We start from the raw sequence: 16,957 nt of genomic DNA, 5'->3' as shown, positions 1-16,957 counted from the left end.
TCAAGCGGAGGCTTGACCCGCTGAGAACCGCGGATCGAGCACCAAGAACAGCATCACGCAGGCCAGCAGGACCACCGAGACGGCGACCGGAATCCAACCTCCCAGCCCGTACAGCAGCGTGGCCGCGGTGGGGGCGATGATGAAGGTGAGCCCGTTGGTGGCGCCGATGAGGCCCGCGAGCGCACCCTGCTCCTCATCGCGGACCAGCAACGTCGGGCCCGCGGTGTAGCCCGGGATCGCGAATCCTAGGCCCAGCCCGATCAGCAGCATGGCGACCAGGAGCAGCCACAGGCCGGCGTCCGGCAGCAGGACGACGAACCCCGTCAGGGCGAACGCGACGCCCACCCGCATCAGCCGATGCGGCCCCCAGCCCAGCCTCGGGATGAGCACCACCTGGGAGACCAGCATGCCGATGCCGGCCATCAGGAAGGCGATCCCCGCGAAGGCACCGGCTGCGGTGGCCTCCAGGTGGAGCCGGTCCTGGACGAGGAAGCCGGTGATCACCTGGACGAAGCCGAAGGCCAGGAACATGCCGAACCCGGCGATGAGGTACGGGAGCACCCGCGGGTCGGTTGCCCGCAGCCCGGCGGGCCTCGCCACCAGGGTCGCCGCGTCCGGACGCTGCAGCTTGGCCCACGCCAGGGTCAGCGCGAGCGCGAGCATGACGGGGACGGCGATCATGGGCACCATCAGGCCGAACACCACCAGCACCCCACCGACGATCGCGCCGAGGATGGACGCCGCCCCCTGCGCGGCCCCCACCCCCGCCATGCCCTTCACGCGGGTCGCCTCGTCGGTGGTGACGGCGGCGATGTGTGCCTGAGCGGTCGGCATGACGGCAGCCACGGCCGCCCCGTAACACAGACCGCGCAGCACCAGGAATGCCACGAACAGCGGCACGGGGCCGAGCAACCCGGCCAGTCCCAGCCCGACGACGCCGGCGAACGCGACCATGACGACAGTCGCGAAGCCGAGCGCCGCGATCAGGACGGTGCGGCTCCCCCAGGCTTGCGCGCGGCGTCCCCAGATCGGGCTGAACAGCACGACCATGAGGGCGGCGACGCTGATGGTGAGCCCCACCTGCCATTCGGCCAGCCCGATCTCACGCGACAGCGGCGCGATGATCGGGTTGAGCGTCATCTGGCCGGTGAACGCGATCGCCACCGCCGCCAGGAGGACGCCGACCTGCCCGTTGACTGAGGCGTCGGCCTTCTTCGGTGTCGAAGCCTGGACGCTCACGAGGTGGCCAGGCTCCAGCCGGCGGCCTCGGTTCGAGCGCGCCAGAACGCGGCGTAGGGACCGTCGTTGGCCATCAAGGTCGCGTGGACGCCGACCTCGGCGATCCGGCCGTCATCGGTGAGGACGACGATCTGGTCGGCGTTCACCACCGTCTCGAGCCGGTGCGCGATGACCAGCCGGGAGCGACCCTCCAGGTGGTGCAGGGCGCGGGAGACCGCCTGTTCGTTGACGGGATCCAGCGCGCTGGTGGCCTCGTCCAGCAGCAGGATGGGGGCGTCCTTCAAGATGGCGCGCGCAATGGAGACGCGCTGTCGTTCTCCGCCGGACAGCAACCCGCCGCCTTCTCCGACCTGCGAGTCCCAGCCGTCCCCCAGCCGGGCGGCGATCTCGTCGACCTCAGCGGCGTGTGCGGCCGCGAACACCTCTTCGTCGCTCGCCTCGGGGCGCCCCATCCGGATGTTGTCCAGGAGCGTCCCCGAGAACAGGTAGACGTCCTGGAACACCAGCGACACGTTCTCCATGGTGGTGGCGGTGCCCAGTTCGCGAACGTCCTGGCCGCCGATCATCACCTGCCCGCTGGTGACGTCGTGGAAGCGGGCGAGCAGTTTGATGAGCGTGCTCTTCCCCGAACCGGAGGGGCCCACCAGCGCGGTGGTGGTCCCCGGCGCGACGCTGAAGCTGATGCCGGTGAGCACGGGGGTGTCGGGGCGGTAGGAGAAGCCGACGTCACGCAGTTCGACGCTGGCGTCCGCCGGGACGGCCGCGGTGGTCGGCTCGGGCAGTTCGGGGGCGTCGAGGATCTCGCGCATCTCGGCCAGCGAGTTGGACGACACGCGCAGCGCCGAGCCCAGGTCGGCGACCTGCATCAGGGGTTCGACGAACCGCAGCGACAGCACGAGCAGGGCGACCAATGCGGGGACGTCGAGGCTGCCGCCAAGCGTCAGGGCCGTGCCGAGCAGCACCAGCACCGTGATCACGGCCTGGACGGCCACGGCGAAGATCGACATGCCTGCGGCGCCGCCCAGCAGCAGCGAGCGGTAGGTCTTGTGTTGGGCGCCAAGCGCACGCGTCAACTCGTCGTTGCTCGACGCGCTGCCGCGGAATGCCCGGAGCGCGGGCTGCACTCGCGCGAATTCGACGATCCGCCCGGCCGCTTCAGCCGACGCGGCGGCGTACTTGCTGTCGCGGTTGCGGACGATGGTGCCGGTCAGCAGGTAGCCGCCCGCCAGCAGCGGCAGGGAGATGAGCGCGGTCAGCCCGATCCGCCAGTCGATCACGGTCATGCCGATGACAACGGTCAGCGGCGTCCCGACGGCGGTGATGATGGGCCGGACCAGGTGTGCGGGCACCGTGGCGACCTGCATGACGCCCTTGCTGGTCAGGCGCGCGAGGCGTCCGGTGAGCGCCAGGTCGACCGTGCCCAGCGGCAGGCGGGAGATCTTGTCTCCGAGACGGTCATACAGGCCCACCGACAGGTCGAGGGCCGCCTTCTGGCCGAGCACCGAGCTGAACCACAAGGTGATGGCGAAGCCGAGCGCGGCCGCGGTCAGGGCGCCAGCCCACAGCCACGCTCCGGCGATGTCGCCCAGGATCAGGGCGCGCAGCAGCGGCACGAGCAGCACGAACGTGATGCCTTGGAGGATGGCGGCGACGACCGCGAGCGCGATCATCCCGTCCAGGGTGCGGCCCTTGCCCAGCACCCAGCGCAAGTCGCGGATCATGCCTGGTTCCCTTCGATGTGCGTCGGCGCGACCTCGTCGCTGCCGGTGGCGCACCACAGCCGGGCGTATTCCCCGTCGCTGGCGAGCAGGTCGTCGTGGCGACCGGATTCGACGATGCGGCCGCCCGAGAGCACCGCTATCTGGTCGGCCTGCCGGATGGTGTAGAGCCGGTGGGCGATCACGAGCAGCGTCCGCCCTCGGACGAGTTCGCTGAGCGCCCGCTGGATGGCGACCTCGGAGTCGGGGTCGGCGAACGCGGTCGCTTCGTCGAGGATCAGGATGGGGGTGTCGGCGAGCAGCGCCCGCGCGATGGCGACGCGTTGCCGTTCTCCGCCCGACAATTCCGCGTCGGTGCCGAGCACCGAGTCGTAGCCGCGGGGGAGTTGGCCGATCCGCTCGTCGATCTGCGCGGCGGCGGCGGCCGACCGCACCTCATCGAGGGTGGCCTCGGGACGTCCGAGCGCGATGTTGTCGCGCAGGGACGCGTTGAGCAGGTAGTCGTCGGAGAACACGAACCCGACGCGCTGGTAGAGGTCGTCGCCGGCGACGTGATCCACGGGGACGCCGCCGAGCGTCACGGCACCCGCTTGGGGATCGTAGAAGCGTGGCACCAGGCGGGCCAGGGACGACTTGCCGGACCCGGACGCCCCGACGAGAGCGGTGACGGTGCCGGGTCGCAGGTGCAGGGAGACCCCGTCGAGGGCGAGGGAGCCTTCGTTGTAGCTGAAGGTGACGTTCTCGACGTCGACGTCGTTGCCCTGGGGCTCACGCGGGTGGGCAGGCTCGGGCATGGGTGCGGCGCCGAGGAGTTCCCCGACGTGGTTGGCGGCTTCTTGGGCTTCGCGGAGCTCCTGGAAGCCGAAGCCGAGGGCCAGCACGGGCGCGGAGATTCCGAGGCCGAGGACCAGGCCGGGCAGGACGTCGATGAAGGGGACGCCGCTGCCGACCAGGGCGACCCCGGTGAGCGTCAAGGCGGCCAGAGCGACGGGCGGGGAGGAGACGATCTCCATGAGGACTCCGGACAGCCCGGCCTTGCGCATCCACTGCCCGAAGAAGGTGATGAACCGCTGACAGGTGTCCGCGAAGCGGGCGTGGGCGCGTCCGGCCTGTCCGAAGGCCTTGACCACGGCGATGCCGCGCGCGTACTCGACGGTGGCGGCGTTGATCTCGGCCAGCGAGTCGTCGTAGCGCTGGTAGAGCTCCATGGATCCGCCCAGGGAGATGGCGTACAGGATCACGGCGGCGACCATGGGCAGCAGGGCGACGAGCGCCATCCGCCATTCGATGACGAGCAGGTAGGCCATGGTGGCGACGGGGACGACGATCGCGGCGGTCATGTCGGTGATGGAGTGAGCCACGAGGTGGTGCATGGTGCCGACGTCGTCCTGGGCGGCCTTCTTGACCCGGCCCGAGGACCGGGTGCCGAACCAGCCGAGCGGGACGACGCGCAGGTGATCGACGATGCGGGTGCGCAACGAGGCGCCCAGGTCGGCGTCGGCGAGATGGGTGATCATGAGCGCGCTGAACTGGGCGACGGCCCGGACCAGCAGCGCACCGGCGACGATCCAGGCGATGAGCCAGGCGTGGTCGGCGTCAACAGGTTGCCCCCAGGCCATGGGCAGCAGGGTGCGGGTGAGTTCGACGACGCCGATCAGGGGGACGATCGAGGCCAGCGAGGACACGACGTAGAGGAGGACCGCGAGCGTCAGCGGGCCCTTCACTTCGGACAACAGCGCGCCGACACGGACGCGATCCGCAGCCGGCGTCGTGTGCGCGACGGCGGACTGCTCAGGGGCTACTTCGAGTGTCGCGGTGGACACACCACTCTCCCTACTCTTTGATGAGAACAGTTCTCATTATGTAGTACATTGTCACAGACGTGAGACAGTGTGCCAGAGTGGTACTTAGTCAGGTAAGCCTTACCTAACATCTGAGATTGTCGCACCACCGCATCCAAGGAGAACCCGTGTCCGCCACGCACCAACCACCCGCAACCGCCACCACCGGAGGCCGGCTCACCGTCAAGGACCTCATCACCGTCGGAGTCTTCTCGGCGTTCTACATCGTCGCCTTCTACGTCGCGGGGATGCTCGGCATCATCCCGATCTTCATGGTCCTGCTCGCCCTGATGTGCCCGATCGTCGGCGGCATCCCGTTCATGCTCTACCTGACCCGGGTCAAGAAGTTCGGCATGGTCACCATCACCGGCCTGCTCGTCGGCCTGGTGATGACCGGGGGCGGCCACAGCTGGCAATCCCTCATCATCGCGCCGCTGGTCGCCTTCCTCGCCGACCTGATCTTCCGCGCTGGCAACTACTCCAGTTGGAAGCACACCCTGGCGGGCTACTTCGTGTTCTCCCTGTGGATCTTCGGCCCCTACCTGCCGATGATGCTCAACCTGGACGCCTACCTGGCCGCCATCGAACCTGCCTACGGCACGGAGTACGTCACCACCGTGAAGTCGCTGATGCAGTCCTGGTTCTGGTTCACCATCCCGGTCCAGGTGGCCGTCGGCACCCTGATCGGCGCTTACCTCGGCCGCGGCGTCCTGCGCAAGCACTTCGAGCGCGCCGGCATCGCCTGATGTCCCTCGCATCCGTCTCCGCGCTGTCCACCACCGCGGTCTCCACTCCAGCGCCCTGGCTGAACGGCCGCAGCGGTCGGGCCTGGCTCGACCCTCGCACCAAAGCCTTCGCCCTGATCGCCATCAACGTGGTCACGCTCAGCACCAACGGCTCGGCCACTGCCTGGACCGCCCGCAGTTTTGCAATGGGGATCGTGGCGGTCTTGTGGCTCAGCGTGGGACGGGTGCGCACCGCGTTGACAACCAGCCTCGCCTTCGCCGTGGGGCTCGTGTTGGTGCAGTACGCCCGCCTGCTCCCGGGGCAACTCGCCCTGATCGGGGGAATCGGCACCCTCGTCGTCCAGTTCATCCCGTTGGTGGCGATGGCCAGCTACCTGGTGTACAGCACCCAGGTGAGCGAGGCCGTCGCCGCCATGGAACGGATGCGGCTCCCCCGCGCCGTCGTGATCCCGTTCACCGTAGTGCTGCGGTTCCTGCCCACCATCGCCCAGGAGCACCGCTCCATCTCCGACGCCATGCGGATGCGGGGCATCGGCTTCGGCGGGCGCGTCCGGAGCCCGCTGGCGATGCTGGAGTACCGGGTGGTGCCCTTGCTGGTGTCGCTGGTCCGCATCGGCGATGAGCTCACCGTGTCCGCGCTCACCCGTGGTCTGGGCGGCTCCCGCACCCGCACGCACGTGAGCCGCACCGGCTTCGGCTGGCGCGACGCGCTGCTGGCTGTGGCCGTCCTGATCCCGGTCGTCGCCCTGCTGGGCGGGGGGTGGCGCGCATGATCGAGGTCCGCAACGTCCACTTCCGCTACCAGCACGGCGAGGAGGGGGCCGGGCTGTCCGGGGTCGATCTGCACGCCGCCGCCGGTGAGGTCATCGTCGTGACCGGCTCCTCGGGGTGTGGCAAGACCACGCTGACCCGCCTGGTCAACGGCCTGATCCCCCACTTCTTCGAAGGTGATCTCTCCGGGGAGGCGAGCGTCGCCGGCCGAGTCGTGGCCGACACGCCGCCCGCCGAGGCCGCCGACGTGGTCGGGTCCGTCTTTCAGAATCCGCGCAGCCAGTTCTTCACCGTCGACGTGGGCAGCGAGCTTGCCTTCGCCGCCGAGAACCTGGGCCAGGACCGCGACGAGATCCTCGCCCGGGTGACCGAATCGGCGCAGCAGCTCGGCCTGGACGCCTTCATGGATCGCTCCATCTTCCAGCTCTCGGGCGGCCAGAAGCAGAAGGTGGCCTGCGGGTCGGTGTGGGTCTCGCGCCCCCGCGTCCTCGTGCTGGACGAACCGTCCTCCAACCTGGACGCCGCCACCATCGCCGACCTGCGTGGTCTGATCGCCGGATGGAAGGGCGCCGGCTGCACGGTCGTCGTGGCCGAGCACCGCCTGCACTACCTCCAAGGCCTCGCCGACCGCTGGCTGCTCATGGAGAACGGACAGGTCACCCGCGAGTTCAGCGCCGCCGACATGTCCGCCATGGACGCCGCCACCGCCGCGTCCTTCGGGCTGCGCTCCCCTCACCCGCTTCCCCCGCCGCAGCCTCTCGCCGCACCCGCGGGCGAGGACGTCGTGGAACTCACCGGGTTCGTCAAGACCTACCCCGGCGCGAAGGCACCGGCGCTCGACATCGCGTCCCTCACGCTCCCCCGCCACGGCACCGTCGCCATCACCGGCCCCAATGGGGCAGGAAAATCGACGCTCACCCGCGCGCTGGTGGGCCTGGACAAGAAGGCGCCCGGCATCCTCGCCATCGACGGCGCCCGGCGCGACCGCAAAGCCCGGCTGGCAACGTCGTTTCTTGTCATGCAGGACGTCAACCACCAGCTGTTCACCGAATCGGTGACCGAGGAGATCCGGCTGAGCGCCCCCGACGCCGACGACGCCCACCTCGCGACGATCCTGGCCGGACTCGACCTGACCGCTGTGGCGGAACGTCACCCGATGAGCCTCTCGGGTGGGCAGAAGCAACGGGTCGCGATCGCCGCTGCGGTGGCCAGCGACGCCGACGTGGTGATCTTCGACGAGCCGACCAGCGGCCTGGACCTGGCGCACATGGCGGAGGTGGCGGCCCGCCTGGAGGAACTCGTCGCGGCCGGACGGCTCGTCATCGTCGTCACCCACGACGACGAACTCGTGGAGGCGTGCGCGGACTACCTGGTGCGCCTCGAAGGCGGCCGGGTGGTATCCGCTGGCCCGCTCCTCCGGGAGGGCGCGTCAGGCGAGGCGGCCTAGGTCCGCCGCTCGCCCTCGGCCTCACCGCTGCTCGTCGCCTGCGTGGCCTCGGCGAGTTCGGCGGCCAGCCCCCGCATGGTGACGCGCAGGGCGTCCCGGGTGAAGCGCCCCTCGGCGACGGGGTCCGTGGCGAACGGGTGGACCAGCGTCCGCACGAGCGTCGCCACCCCGGGGCTGGACTGTGCTTGGGCGTCCAGTCCGGCCAGCAGGGCGGCACGATCGTGCGGGTCGGCGTCGGAACCGCCGCTGTCGCGGTCGTCGCCGAACGCGACCGACCCGACGACCTGGTTGAACATCACCGCGTAGGCGAACCCGGCCCGGTCCCCGAATCCGGCCCTGGCCAGGGCCGCCATGCCCGCGTCCGCGATGGGGGCGGTCTCGGGCAGGGCGGGCCCGCGCATCATGAACCAGCGCGCCACGCCGGGATAGCCACGCAAGGTGTCCCGGACGCCCAGCAGGGTCTCCTCGAACCACACCCGCCAGTCCAGATCGGGATCCACGAGGGGAAACTGCACCGTCAGCCCGCCGATGACCCGCCGCACGACCGCGGCACGGGGTCCCCCACGTGGTGGTAGATCGACGACGGCGCGACCCCCAGCCGCGCGGACAGGTCACGAATGGACCAGCCATCCAAGCCCACCTCGCGGGTGAGTTCGGTCGCCGCGTCGATAACGCGCTCGGGCGTGAGCCCCTTGTGCCCTGAGCCGATGCGCGCCATCCCTCCACTCTCGCACGCTCACGGCCCTCACGGACGCCTCCCACACCACGGCCGAAGGCCCTCAGGCCGCTAGGCTGCCCACGAGCACCGGCAGCGGCGCCGGGGCTCTCGACGTCGGGAGACCACCATGGCCGGACGACTCACGGCACGCGCCTTCCTCGACGCCGTCCTGGATCCCGGCAGTTGGGTGAGCTGGGACGCCCCCATCCGGTTCCGCGCGGAGGCTGCGCGGGAGTATCGCGAGGCCCTCGCGCGGGCCCGCTCCGAGACGGGCGAGGACGAGGCGGTGATCACCGGGCAGGGCCGGATCGGCGGGCACCCGGTGGCGCTGATCGTCAGCGAGTTCGGCTTCCTGGGCGGCTCGATCGGGGTGGACGCCGCTGATCGGGTCGAGGCGGCGATCCGGCGGGCCACGCACGAGCGGCTGCCCTTGCTGGCCGCCCCGGCGTCCGGGGGCACGCGCATGCAGGAAGGCACCCTCGCGTTCGTGCAGATGGTCCGGATCACGGCGGCGATCGTCGATCACAAGGAGTGGGGAGTCCCCTACCTCGTCTACGCCCGGCATCCGACGACGGGCGGGGTGTTCGCCTCCTGGGCGTCCCTGGGGCACGTGACCATCGGAGAGCCCGGCGCGCTGCTGGGGTTCCTGGGGCCCGGGGTCTACCAGGCGTTGCACGGGGTCGCGTTCCCACCCGGCATCCAGCGCGCCGAGAACCTGCTGCGCCACGGGCTGATCGACGACGTCGTCGCCCCCGACGCGTTGGCCGCGCACCTGGCGGGCATCCTCGACATCCTGGCGACCCCCGCCTGTGCAAGCTCGGCGTCGGAGCCCCACGGGCGTCTGCTGCCCGATGCCGCGCCCATGCGCCCCGTCGGGGACGCCTGGGACTCGGTACAGCGCACCCGCGAGCCGGGACGCTTCGGCCTGGAGTCGCTGATCGCCAAGGCCGCCACCGGGTTCGTCCCCTTGCTGGGCACCGTCGTGGACGCCCGGCATTCCGGCCTGGTGGTGGCGCTGGCCCGCCTCGGCGGCATGTCGTGCGTCATCGTCGGGCAGGAACGTGACTCCCAGCGCGAGCACACCCCGCTGGGGCCTGACGAACTGCGCGCCGCCCGGCGCGGCTTCCGGCTGGCGGGTGAGTTGTCGCTGCCGCTGATCACGGTCATCGACACCCCGGGCGCGATCCTGTCCGCCGAGGCCGAGGAGGGTGGGCTGGGCGCCGAGATTGCCCGCTGCCTGGCCGACCTGCTGGCCTCCCCCGCCCCGCTGGTGTCGCTGTTGCTGGGCGAGGGCACCGGCGGTGGGGCGCTGGCGCTGCTGCCCGCCGACCGCGTCCTGGCCACCGAGCACGCCTGGCTCGCTCCGCTGCCACCCGAAGGCGCGAGCGCGATCACCCACCACGGCGACACCTCGTTCGCGGCCACCTCGGCGAACGCCCAGGGCATCACCGCGTGGGACCTGCGCGATGCCGGGATCGTGGACGCGATCATCCCCGATGACCCCGATCACGACCGGTTCGCCGCCACCCTCGCGGCGGCGTTGGCCGACCAGGCGGCGCCGGCGTCCGCCGTGGCCCCGCACGAGCGCATCGCCCTACGACCTCGCCGCTACGGCCACTCTCGCTAAGGATTCGTTCCACTCCAAGGGGCCGATCCCGGTGGCGGGCCCATCAGTCGCCCGTCCGTCGACGGGGCCCCGACGCCACACCAGCCCCCTCGCGGGGCCGCATCGCCGCGCGAAAAGACCGTATTTGACGAGCATGTAACAGCTTCTCGCGAGGGGGTTGGCGTGCAAACGTTTGCATGTCAGAGTCCGCCGAAAGTGACCCGCAGCGAAGCGGGTCGAACCTGGCAGAGGGGGACACCATGGGCACACTGGATTGGGTGGTCATCGCCGGATACTTCCTGGTGATGGTCTGGATCGGCTGGTGGTCGAAGCGGCGTATCAAGAACGCCTCCGACTTCTTCGTGGCGGGCGGCAAGGTGCCCTGGTGGCTGGTGGGCATCTCCCACCACATGTCCGGCTACTCGGCGGCCGTCTTCGTCGGCTACGCCGCGCTGGCCTACACCACCGGCTTCGCCGTCTACGTGTGGTGGGCGCTGTCGATCACGGCGGCCTGCGTCATCGGCACCATCTTCTTCGCCCCCCGCTGGCCGCGCCTGCGGCAGCGGCTGGGCATCATCTCGCCGCTGGAGTACCTGGCGACCCGCTTCAACGTGGCCACCGAGCAGTTGCTCGCCTGGTCCGGCGCGCTGCTGAAGATCTTCGACGTGGCCGCCAAGTGGACCGCCTCGGCGATCCTGCTCAACGTGTTCGCGGGCGTCCCGATGGTGTGGGGCATCCTGCTGGTCGGCGGCGTCACCATGTTCTACTCCACCATCGGCGGCATCTGGGCCGACGTCCTGACCGACTTCGGGCAGTTCGTCATCCAGTTCGTCGCGGCGATCGCCCTGGCCATCGCCGTCATGATGCGGCTCGACGGCATCACCACCCCGATCACCATGTGGCAGCAGTTGCCGCCCGACCATGCGCTGCCGTTCAACGGGACGCTGACGCTGGGCTTCTTCACCGCCTACATCGTCATCGCGACGCTGTCCTACAACGGCGGAACCTGGAACTTGGCCATGCGGATGATCGCCACCGAGAACGGCCGCGCCGCACAGCGCTCCCTGATCCTGTCCGGGGCCCTGTACCTGATCTGGCCCCTGGTGCTGTTCTTCCCGATGTGGGCCGCGCCGCTGATCCTGCCGGATCTCGCCCAGCCCGATCAGTCCTACGCGCTGCTGGCGACTCAGTTGCTGCCCCAGGGCCTCATCGGCCTGGTGCTGGCCGGCATGTTCGCCCACACCATGGCCATGACCTCGTCGGACTCCAACGCCATCGCGTCGGTCGTGGTCCGCGACATCATCCCGCAATTCCGCAAGGGCAAGTCGTTCCTGCCGGAGAAGAGCGAACTGTTCTTCAGCCGCCTGATCACGTTCTTGTTCATCACCTTCTCGATGATCATCGCGCTGACCTCGGACAGCTTCGGCGGCGTCCTGGGACTGCTCATCTTGTGGTTCGGCGCCCTGGTGGGCCCGGTCGCGGTGCCGATGCTGTTCGGCATGCTGCCCGCATTCCGTCGCTCCGGCTCCTCCGCGGCGCTCATCTCCACCGCGGGCGGCCTGCTCATGTTCGCGCTCAACCGCTGGGCGATCGCCGACTGGGTCAAGACGCTCGGCGACAACTCCCAGGCGTGGACCGTCGCGACACCGGTGCTGGTCTCCATCGTCTTGTTCGTCGGGATCGGCTTCCTCAAGCCGGAGAACACCCCGGAGACGGACGCGCTGATCGACTCGCTGTCCACCGATCTGCCCGAGGCCGCCGACGCCGAGGGTGCGGCGGCATGACGCAGCAGCATCGTTGGGCCTCTCACCTGGTGGAGGACGTCCTCCCCTGGTGGGAGGCCCACGGGGCCGACGACGCGCGCGGCGGCGTCCGGACCGGCTTCGACAACGACGGCGTCCTCGTCTCCTCCGATCGATTCACCTGGTCGCAGGGACGCTGGGCGTGGCTGGCCGGGGAACTGGCAGACGAGGCGGACGCCGGCCGCCTCCCCGTGGACGCCGCCACCTGGCGGCGCCGCTGCCTCGACACGAGCGCCCGGATGATCGCCGAGGCGGTGCGTCCCGACGGGCGCACCCACTTCCGGGTCACCGAGGCGGGCGAGCCCGTGACCGACGCCGCCGGGGAAAGCGCCACCAGCGTGTTCGCCGACCTGTTCGTCGTGCTGGGGCTGTCCGCGGGCCTGCGGCAGCTTCCGGCGGGCGATCCTCGCCGCGGTGCCTGGTTGGAGGCGGCGACCCGCATCCTGATGACGGCCCGCGACGCGCTCGTCGCCCGCACGGCCGTCAGCGAGCCCTACCCGGTACCCGAGGGGTTCACCGACCTGGCCGGGCCGATGACGCTGCTGCACGTCTCCGCCGAACTGCTACGCATCCCCGAGCACCCGCCGATGGCCCGGGAGGTCCGCGACGGGGCGGGGGCCCAGGTGGAGCGGCTGCATCTGGTCGACGGGTTGTGGCGGGAGTTCGCCCCGCTGCGCGACGGGCTCGACGACACGCTCCTGGCCCGGCACATCACTCCCGGTCACCTCCTGGAGCTGTTGTGGATGATCGAGCACGCGGGCGAACAGGATCCGGGCTTCGGCGTCCTCACCGCGCAGGCCCGCCTCGCCTATGCCGAGCGGGCGGCCAGCCTCGGCTGGGACGCCGACCTGGGCGGGGTGCTGCGCTACGTCGACCGCGACGGCGGCGCCCCGCACGGCCGAACCGTCGCGGGCTCGCCGTATGAGGCACTGGTGCGCGACACGTGGGACACCAAACTGTGGTGGGTCCACGCCGAGGCGCTGTACGCACTCACCCGCTACGCCCCCCACAGCCCGGCGCTCGCGGACGCGGCGGCCCGCGTCCAGGAGTGGACGATGCGCGTCTTCCCCGAACCGGGCGGCGAGTGGCTGCAGATCCGCGACCGGGCGGGCGACCCGCTCAACCGTGTCGTGGCGCTGCCGGTGAAAGATCCGTTCCACATCGCCCGCGCCCTCATCTTCATGAACCGGCTCACGGCCTGAGCCTGCACCCACGAAAGGAAAACCCATGAGCACGCATCCCCTGGACGTCACCGTCCACCCGTCGCTGGAGGATCTCGGCGAGGTGACCGCCGCGAGAGCTGCCGCGGCCATCAACGCCGCGATCGCCGACCACGGCTCCGCCCGCGTCATGCTGGCGGCCGCGCCCAGCCAGACGCCGACGCTGACCGCCTTGGCGCGAGCAGACGTCGACTTCGACCGCGTGACGTTCTTCCACATGGACGACTACCTGGGCTTGGCCCCCGACGCCCCGCAGGGGTTCGGGAACTGGCTGGTGTCGCACTTCTTCGACCTGGCCCCCGGGACGCCCACCTTCCACCGGCTCGACCCCGGCGCACCGGGTGAGCAGGCGGCATCGGACTACGCGGCCCTGATGGGCGAGGAGCCCTTCGACGTCACCTTGTGCGGCCTGGGCGTCAACGCGCACCTGGCGTTCAACGATCCGCCCGCGGACTTCGCCGAACCGCGAGCCGTCCGGGTGGTCGACCTCACGGTCGCCTCCCGGCAGCAGCAGGTCGACGAGGGGCATTTCCCCAGCCTGGATGCGGTGCCCGAGCATGCGCTGACCGTCACGATCCCGCGGCTGCTGAACGCGTCGGTGGTGATCTGCTCGGTGCTGGGGGCGGCCAAGAAGGACGCCGTCGCGGCCACGATCGCCTCCGATCCCACCCCGGACATCCCGGGGACGGCGCTGAAGCTGCACCCGGCCGCCGAACTGCACGTCGACCGTGAGGCGGCTGGCGCATGAGCGATCTCGGACGGGAGTACTTCGCGGCCACCACCGGCCTGATGCAGCAGATCCTCGACACCGAGCCGGACGCCGTCGCGGCCGTCGCCGACACCCTGGCCGACCAGATCGAGGCCGACCGGCTCGTGCACGTGTACGGCCCCGGCGGGCACTCCAACCTGGCCAGCCAGGAGGTGTTCTTCCGGGCCGGGGGCCTGATGCACGTCTCGGCGATCCTCGACGAGGGCACCCTGCTCTCCTCGGGGGCGCTGCGGTCCATGGCGATCGAACGCACCCCCGGGTACGGCCGCATCGTGATCGACGACGCCTCCCTGGGTGCCGACGACGTGTTGATCCTGGTCAATGCCTACGGGATCAACGCCGCCCTGATCGACGCCGCGCTGCGGGCTCGCGAGCTGGGCGTGACGACCATCGGGGTGTCGTCCCGGGAGCACGCCGATGCCACCGCGCCCGATCATCCCGCGCGGCACCCCTCGGGCAAGAACCTGCACGAGGTGGTCGACCTGCACGTGAACACCCACGTGCCCATCGGGGACGCCCTGATCCAGGTGGAGGGTGCGCTGGAGAAGTCGGGCGCCAGTTCGACGTTCGCCAACTCGTTCACCCTGAACTGGATCATGCTGGAGACCCTGCAGCGGCTGGCGGACCGCGGCGTCGAGGTGCCGATGTGGCGCAGCGGCAACGCGCCGGGCGGCGACGAGGCCAATCAGCGCTTCATCGCGCGGTTCAAGGGGCGGGTCCGGTGTCTGTGATCGAGGGGAGGGATCCTGCCACCGGGCAGGTGCTGCGCGCCGAGATCGACGGCGAGGGCATCGTCGCCGTCCACCGGCTCGCCGCCCGCGATCCGGGCCTGCCGTGGCTGATCCCGGGGTTGATCGACCTGCAGGTCAACGGTTACGGCGGCTTCGACGTCAACGGCGCCGATGCCTCCCCGGACGCGGTGGCGAGCATCACGCACCTCCTCGCCGGGCGTGGGGTCACCACCTGGGTGCCGACGATCATCACCGGCACCGAAGAGGCGATCACCGCGTCGCTGCGGGCCGTCGAGGACGCCCGGCGTGCCGACCCGGTCGTCGCCGCGGCGATCCCGTTCGCGCACGTGGAGGGGCCCTTCCTGTCGGGGGAGGACGGGCCGCGCGGGGCGCACGACCTGGCGCAGATCCGCCCGGTGGACGCCGCCGAGGTGGCCCGCTGGGCCGGCCACGGCCCGCTGGGCTACGTGACCGTCTCCCCGCACACCGAGGGGGCACCCGCGCAGATCGCGGCCATCGTGGCGTCCGGGGTGCGGGTCGCGCTCGGCCACACCCACGCCAGCCCGGCGCAACTCCAGGCGGCCGCCGACGCGGGCGCGACCCTGTCCACGCACCTGGGCAACGGCATCTTCGCGACGCTGCCCCGGCACCCGAACCCGATCTGGACGCAACTGGCCGACGACCGGCTCACCGCCGGGCTGATCGGCGACGGTCACCACCTGCCCGCCGACACGCTGACGGCGATGGCGCGAGCGAAGGGCCCGGGCCGCTCGTTCCTGGCCTCGGACTCGGTCGCCCTGGCCGGGTCCGCCCCGGGCCGCTACCACCAGCCGGTCGGCGGCGACGTCGAACTCCACCCGGACGGCCGCCTCACGATGGCGGACAGCCCGCTGCTGGCCGGGTCGGGGGTCAACCTCGCCGAAGTCGTCGCGTTCGTGCTCACCCACACCCCGCTCGGGCTGCCGACGGTGGTGGAGATGGCGTGCGCCACGCCCGCCCGCATCATCGGGGACGCCCGCATCGGACGCGTCCAGGCGGGGGCCCGGGCCGACCTGGTGCTGCTGGATGAGCAGGGCCGCGTCGTCGACGTCCTGCGGCAGGGGGTGCGGCCGTGAGCGTCCGCGTCGGCGCGGCCGTGGCTCAGGTGCCGGTCCCGGCCGGGACGCCGCTGGGCGGCTTCGCCGGACGGCTGTCGGCCAGCACCGGGGTGCACGATCCCACCACGGTCCGCGCCCTGGTGATCGACGGCGTCGGCGTCGTGTCGGTGGACGTCTGCGTCCTGCACGAGGACACCTGCGCGGCGATCCGGGAGGCGTCCGGGCTGGCGGACGTCGTGGTGTCCGCGGTGCACACCCACAGCGGCCCGGCGATAGGGCACGGGCGGGCCGGAGGGCACGACGAGGCGGTTCACGCAGCCGTCATCGCGGCAGCCTCCCGGGCGCTGGCGTCGGCGTCGGCGGGCGCCCGGGAGGCCGAGGTCGCGTGGACGTCGGTGCGCGGTACCGGCGTCGCGAAGGACCGTCGTCACCCCGAGCGGGCCATCGACCCGCCACTGACGGCGCTGCGGTTCACCGGCGCCGAGGGGGAGGTGATCGCGACCCTGGCGAGCTATCCGTGCCACCCGGTCGTCCTGGACGCGTCGAACACCCTGGTCAGCGCCGACTACGTGCATCCGCTGCGGGTGGGGGTCGAGAAGACGACCGGGGCGCCGTGCCTGTTCCTGACCGGTGCGGCGGGGGACGTCAACACCGGCCACGCGGCCGCGGCGTCCTTCAGTTCCGCCGCAGCCGCGGGACGGACGTTCGCGCGGGCCGCCGAACTGGGCGGACGCCTGGCCTCCGCGCTGGCGTCGGCCTTCTGGGAGGACCTGGAGACGGCCACCGCCCGCTTCGCCGCCGTGGAGGTCACGCTGGACTACGCCCCGGTGGATGCCGCGAGCCTGGGTGCCCGCGCCGAGGAGTGGCTGGCGGCGCAGACCTCCGCCGACGACGGCTACCGCGCGGTGCTCGACATCTGGATCGACTGGGCGCGGCACCGACGCCCCGCCGACCAGGCGAGCCCGTGGGCGGGCCGGGTCGGGCTGCTCGATGTGGGCGGGGCCGCGCTGGTGACCGTGCCGGGGGAACCGTTCCTCGCCGTCGCCGAGAGCATCGCCGCGGCGCGCCCGCGCGTGATGGTCGCCGCCTACAGCGACGGCGTCCCGGGTTACCTCCCGACCCGGGAGGCCTACCCCGAGGGCGGGTACGAGGTGGAGGATGCCTGCATGTACTACGCCATGCCGGGCCCTTTCGCGCGCGGGTCCGCCGAAAGCCTCACCGCGGCGGCCCTGCGCCTGCTGGGGGTGTGATC

General features: G+C 71.2%; 15 protein-coding genes. 10 read left to right on the top strand and 5 right to left on the bottom strand.

Annotated features, from left to right (window positions below):
- From C1706_RS10775 to C1706_RS10765, 3 genes are read right to left on the bottom strand one after another with little or no spacing between them, the layout of a single operon-like run.
- Positions 1-1,239: an MFS transporter gene (locus C1706_RS10775; RefSeq protein WP_241653540.1), complete on the bottom strand. Its 1,239-nt coding sequence runs from the start codon at positions 1,237-1,239 to the stop codon at positions 1-3.
- Positions 1,236-2,960: an ABC transporter ATP-binding protein gene (locus C1706_RS10770; RefSeq protein WP_129459249.1), complete on the bottom strand. Its 1,725-nt coding sequence runs from the start codon at positions 2,958-2,960 to the stop codon at positions 1,236-1,238. Before C1706_RS10770 ends, C1706_RS10775 begins: the two co-directional genes overlap by 4 nt.
- The gene (locus C1706_RS10765) at positions 2,957-4,780 is read right to left on the bottom strand and encodes an ABC transporter ATP-binding protein (protein WP_129459248.1); all 1,824 of its coding nucleotides are present in this window, start codon (positions 4,778-4,780) and stop codon (positions 2,957-2,959) included. The genes C1706_RS10770 and C1706_RS10765 overlap by 4 nt, the downstream gene beginning before the upstream one ends.
- Before the next feature lie 146 nt (positions 4,781-4,926).
- Here C1706_RS10765 and C1706_RS10760 point away from each other — a divergent pair, with 146 nt between their 5' ends.
- Genes C1706_RS10760 through C1706_RS10750 form a run of 3 tightly spaced genes read left to right on the top strand, consistent with a single transcriptional unit; the run spans position 4,927 to position 7,762 of the window.
- On the top strand, positions 4,927-5,544 hold the full coding sequence (locus C1706_RS10760) for an MptD family putative ECF transporter S component (RefSeq protein ID WP_164987525.1): 618 nt from the start codon (positions 4,927-4,929) through the stop codon (positions 5,542-5,544).
- Positions 5,544-6,317: an energy-coupling factor transporter transmembrane component T gene (locus C1706_RS10755; RefSeq protein ID WP_129459246.1), complete on the top strand. Its 774-nt coding sequence runs from the start codon at positions 5,544-5,546 to the stop codon at positions 6,315-6,317. The genes C1706_RS10760 and C1706_RS10755 overlap by 1 nt, the downstream gene beginning before the upstream one ends.
- The gene (locus tag C1706_RS10750; RefSeq protein ID WP_129459245.1) at positions 6,314-7,762 is read left to right on the top strand and encodes an ABC transporter ATP-binding protein; all 1,449 of its coding nucleotides are present in this window, start codon (positions 6,314-6,316) and stop codon (positions 7,760-7,762) included. The genes C1706_RS10755 and C1706_RS10750 overlap by 4 nt, the downstream gene beginning before the upstream one ends.
- Here C1706_RS10750 and C1706_RS10745 read toward each other — a convergent pair.
- Positions 7,759-8,262: a TetR/AcrR family transcriptional regulator C-terminal domain-containing protein gene (locus tag C1706_RS10745; protein WP_164987524.1), complete on the bottom strand. Its 504-nt coding sequence runs from the start codon at positions 8,260-8,262 to the stop codon at positions 7,759-7,761. The two genes, C1706_RS10750 and C1706_RS10745, sit on opposite strands and share 4 nt — an antisense overlap.
- 17 nt (positions 8,263-8,279) lie before the next feature.
- A complete protein-coding gene (locus tag C1706_RS10740) occupies positions 8,280-8,480 on the bottom strand; it encodes a TetR/AcrR family transcriptional regulator (protein ID WP_129459243.1) in 201 nt (66 codons plus the stop codon).
- A 127-nt stretch (positions 8,481-8,607) separates the two neighbouring features.
- Between C1706_RS10740 and C1706_RS10735 the strand changes: the two genes are divergently transcribed.
- The 7 genes from C1706_RS10735 to C1706_RS10705 all read left to right on the top strand — a co-directional run bounded on the left by C1706_RS10735 (position 8,608) and on the right by C1706_RS10705 (position 16,955).
- On the top strand, positions 8,608-10,107 hold the full coding sequence (locus C1706_RS10735) for a carboxyl transferase domain-containing protein (protein WP_129459242.1): 1,500 nt from the start codon (positions 8,608-8,610) through the stop codon (positions 10,105-10,107).
- Between the two features lie 239 nt (positions 10,108-10,346).
- Positions 10,347-11,870 (top strand): sodium:solute symporter family protein, encoded by a 1,524-nt coding sequence (locus tag C1706_RS10730; RefSeq protein ID WP_129459241.1) that lies wholly within the window; start codon positions 10,347-10,349, stop codon positions 11,868-11,870.
- The gene (locus C1706_RS10725; RefSeq protein ID WP_129459240.1) at positions 11,867-13,090 is read left to right on the top strand and encodes an AGE family epimerase/isomerase; all 1,224 of its coding nucleotides are present in this window, start codon (positions 11,867-11,869) and stop codon (positions 13,088-13,090) included. The genes C1706_RS10730 and C1706_RS10725 overlap by 4 nt, the downstream gene beginning before the upstream one ends.
- A 25-nt stretch (positions 13,091-13,115) precedes the next feature.
- A complete protein-coding gene (locus tag C1706_RS10720; RefSeq protein WP_129459239.1) occupies positions 13,116-13,856 on the top strand; it encodes a 6-phosphogluconolactonase in 741 nt (246 codons plus the stop codon).
- On the top strand, positions 13,853-14,608 hold the full coding sequence (locus C1706_RS10715) for a sugar isomerase domain-containing protein (RefSeq protein WP_129459238.1): 756 nt from the start codon (positions 13,853-13,855) through the stop codon (positions 14,606-14,608). Before C1706_RS10720 ends, C1706_RS10715 begins: the two co-directional genes overlap by 4 nt.
- A complete protein-coding gene (locus tag C1706_RS10710; protein WP_164987523.1) occupies positions 14,599-15,723 on the top strand; it encodes an N-acetylglucosamine-6-phosphate deacetylase in 1,125 nt (374 codons plus the stop codon). The genes C1706_RS10715 and C1706_RS10710 overlap by 10 nt, the downstream gene beginning before the upstream one ends.
- On the top strand, positions 15,720-16,955 hold the full coding sequence (locus tag C1706_RS10705) for an alkaline ceramidase (protein ID WP_129459236.1): 1,236 nt from the start codon (positions 15,720-15,722) through the stop codon (positions 16,953-16,955). The genes C1706_RS10710 and C1706_RS10705 overlap by 4 nt, the downstream gene beginning before the upstream one ends.
- Positions 16,956-16,957: the final 2 nt, after the last annotated feature.

The organism is Propioniciclava flava, from assembly GCF_004126535.1.
Classification (GTDB): Bacteria; Actinomycetota; Actinomycetes; order Propionibacteriales; family Propionibacteriaceae; genus Propioniciclava; species Propioniciclava flava.
This window is presented reverse-complemented; position numbering and strand designations above follow the sequence as displayed.

What these genes read in the sequence shown, in the direction of transcription:
- C1706_RS10740 (WP_129459243.1), bottom strand. Translation starts at nt 8,480, where the DNA reads ATGGCGCGCATCGGCTCAGGGCACAAGGGGCTCACGCCCGAGCGCGTT.
- C1706_RS10725 (WP_129459240.1), top strand. Translation starts at nt 11,867, where the DNA reads ATGACGCAGCAGCATCGTTGGGCCTCTCACCTGGTGGAGGACGTCCTC.
- C1706_RS10715 (WP_129459238.1), top strand. Translation starts at nt 13,853, where the DNA reads ATGAGCGATCTCGGACGGGAGTACTTCGCGGCCACCACCGGCCTGATG.
- C1706_RS10735 (WP_129459242.1), top strand. Translation starts at nt 8,608, where the DNA reads ATGGCCGGACGACTCACGGCACGCGCCTTCCTCGACGCCGTCCTGGAT.
- C1706_RS10730 (WP_129459241.1), top strand. Translation starts at nt 10,347, where the DNA reads ATGGGCACACTGGATTGGGTGGTCATCGCCGGATACTTCCTGGTGATG.
- C1706_RS10720 (WP_129459239.1), top strand. Translation starts at nt 13,116, where the DNA reads ATGAGCACGCATCCCCTGGACGTCACCGTCCACCCGTCGCTGGAGGAT.
- C1706_RS10770 (WP_129459249.1), bottom strand. Translation starts at nt 2,960, where the DNA reads ATGATCCGCGACTTGCGCTGGGTGCTGGGCAAGGGCCGCACCCTGGAC.
- C1706_RS10755 (WP_129459246.1), top strand. Translation starts at nt 5,544, where the DNA reads ATGTCCCTCGCATCCGTCTCCGCGCTGTCCACCACCGCGGTCTCCACT.
- C1706_RS10750 (WP_129459245.1), top strand. Translation starts at nt 6,314, where the DNA reads ATGATCGAGGTCCGCAACGTCCACTTCCGCTACCAGCACGGCGAGGAG.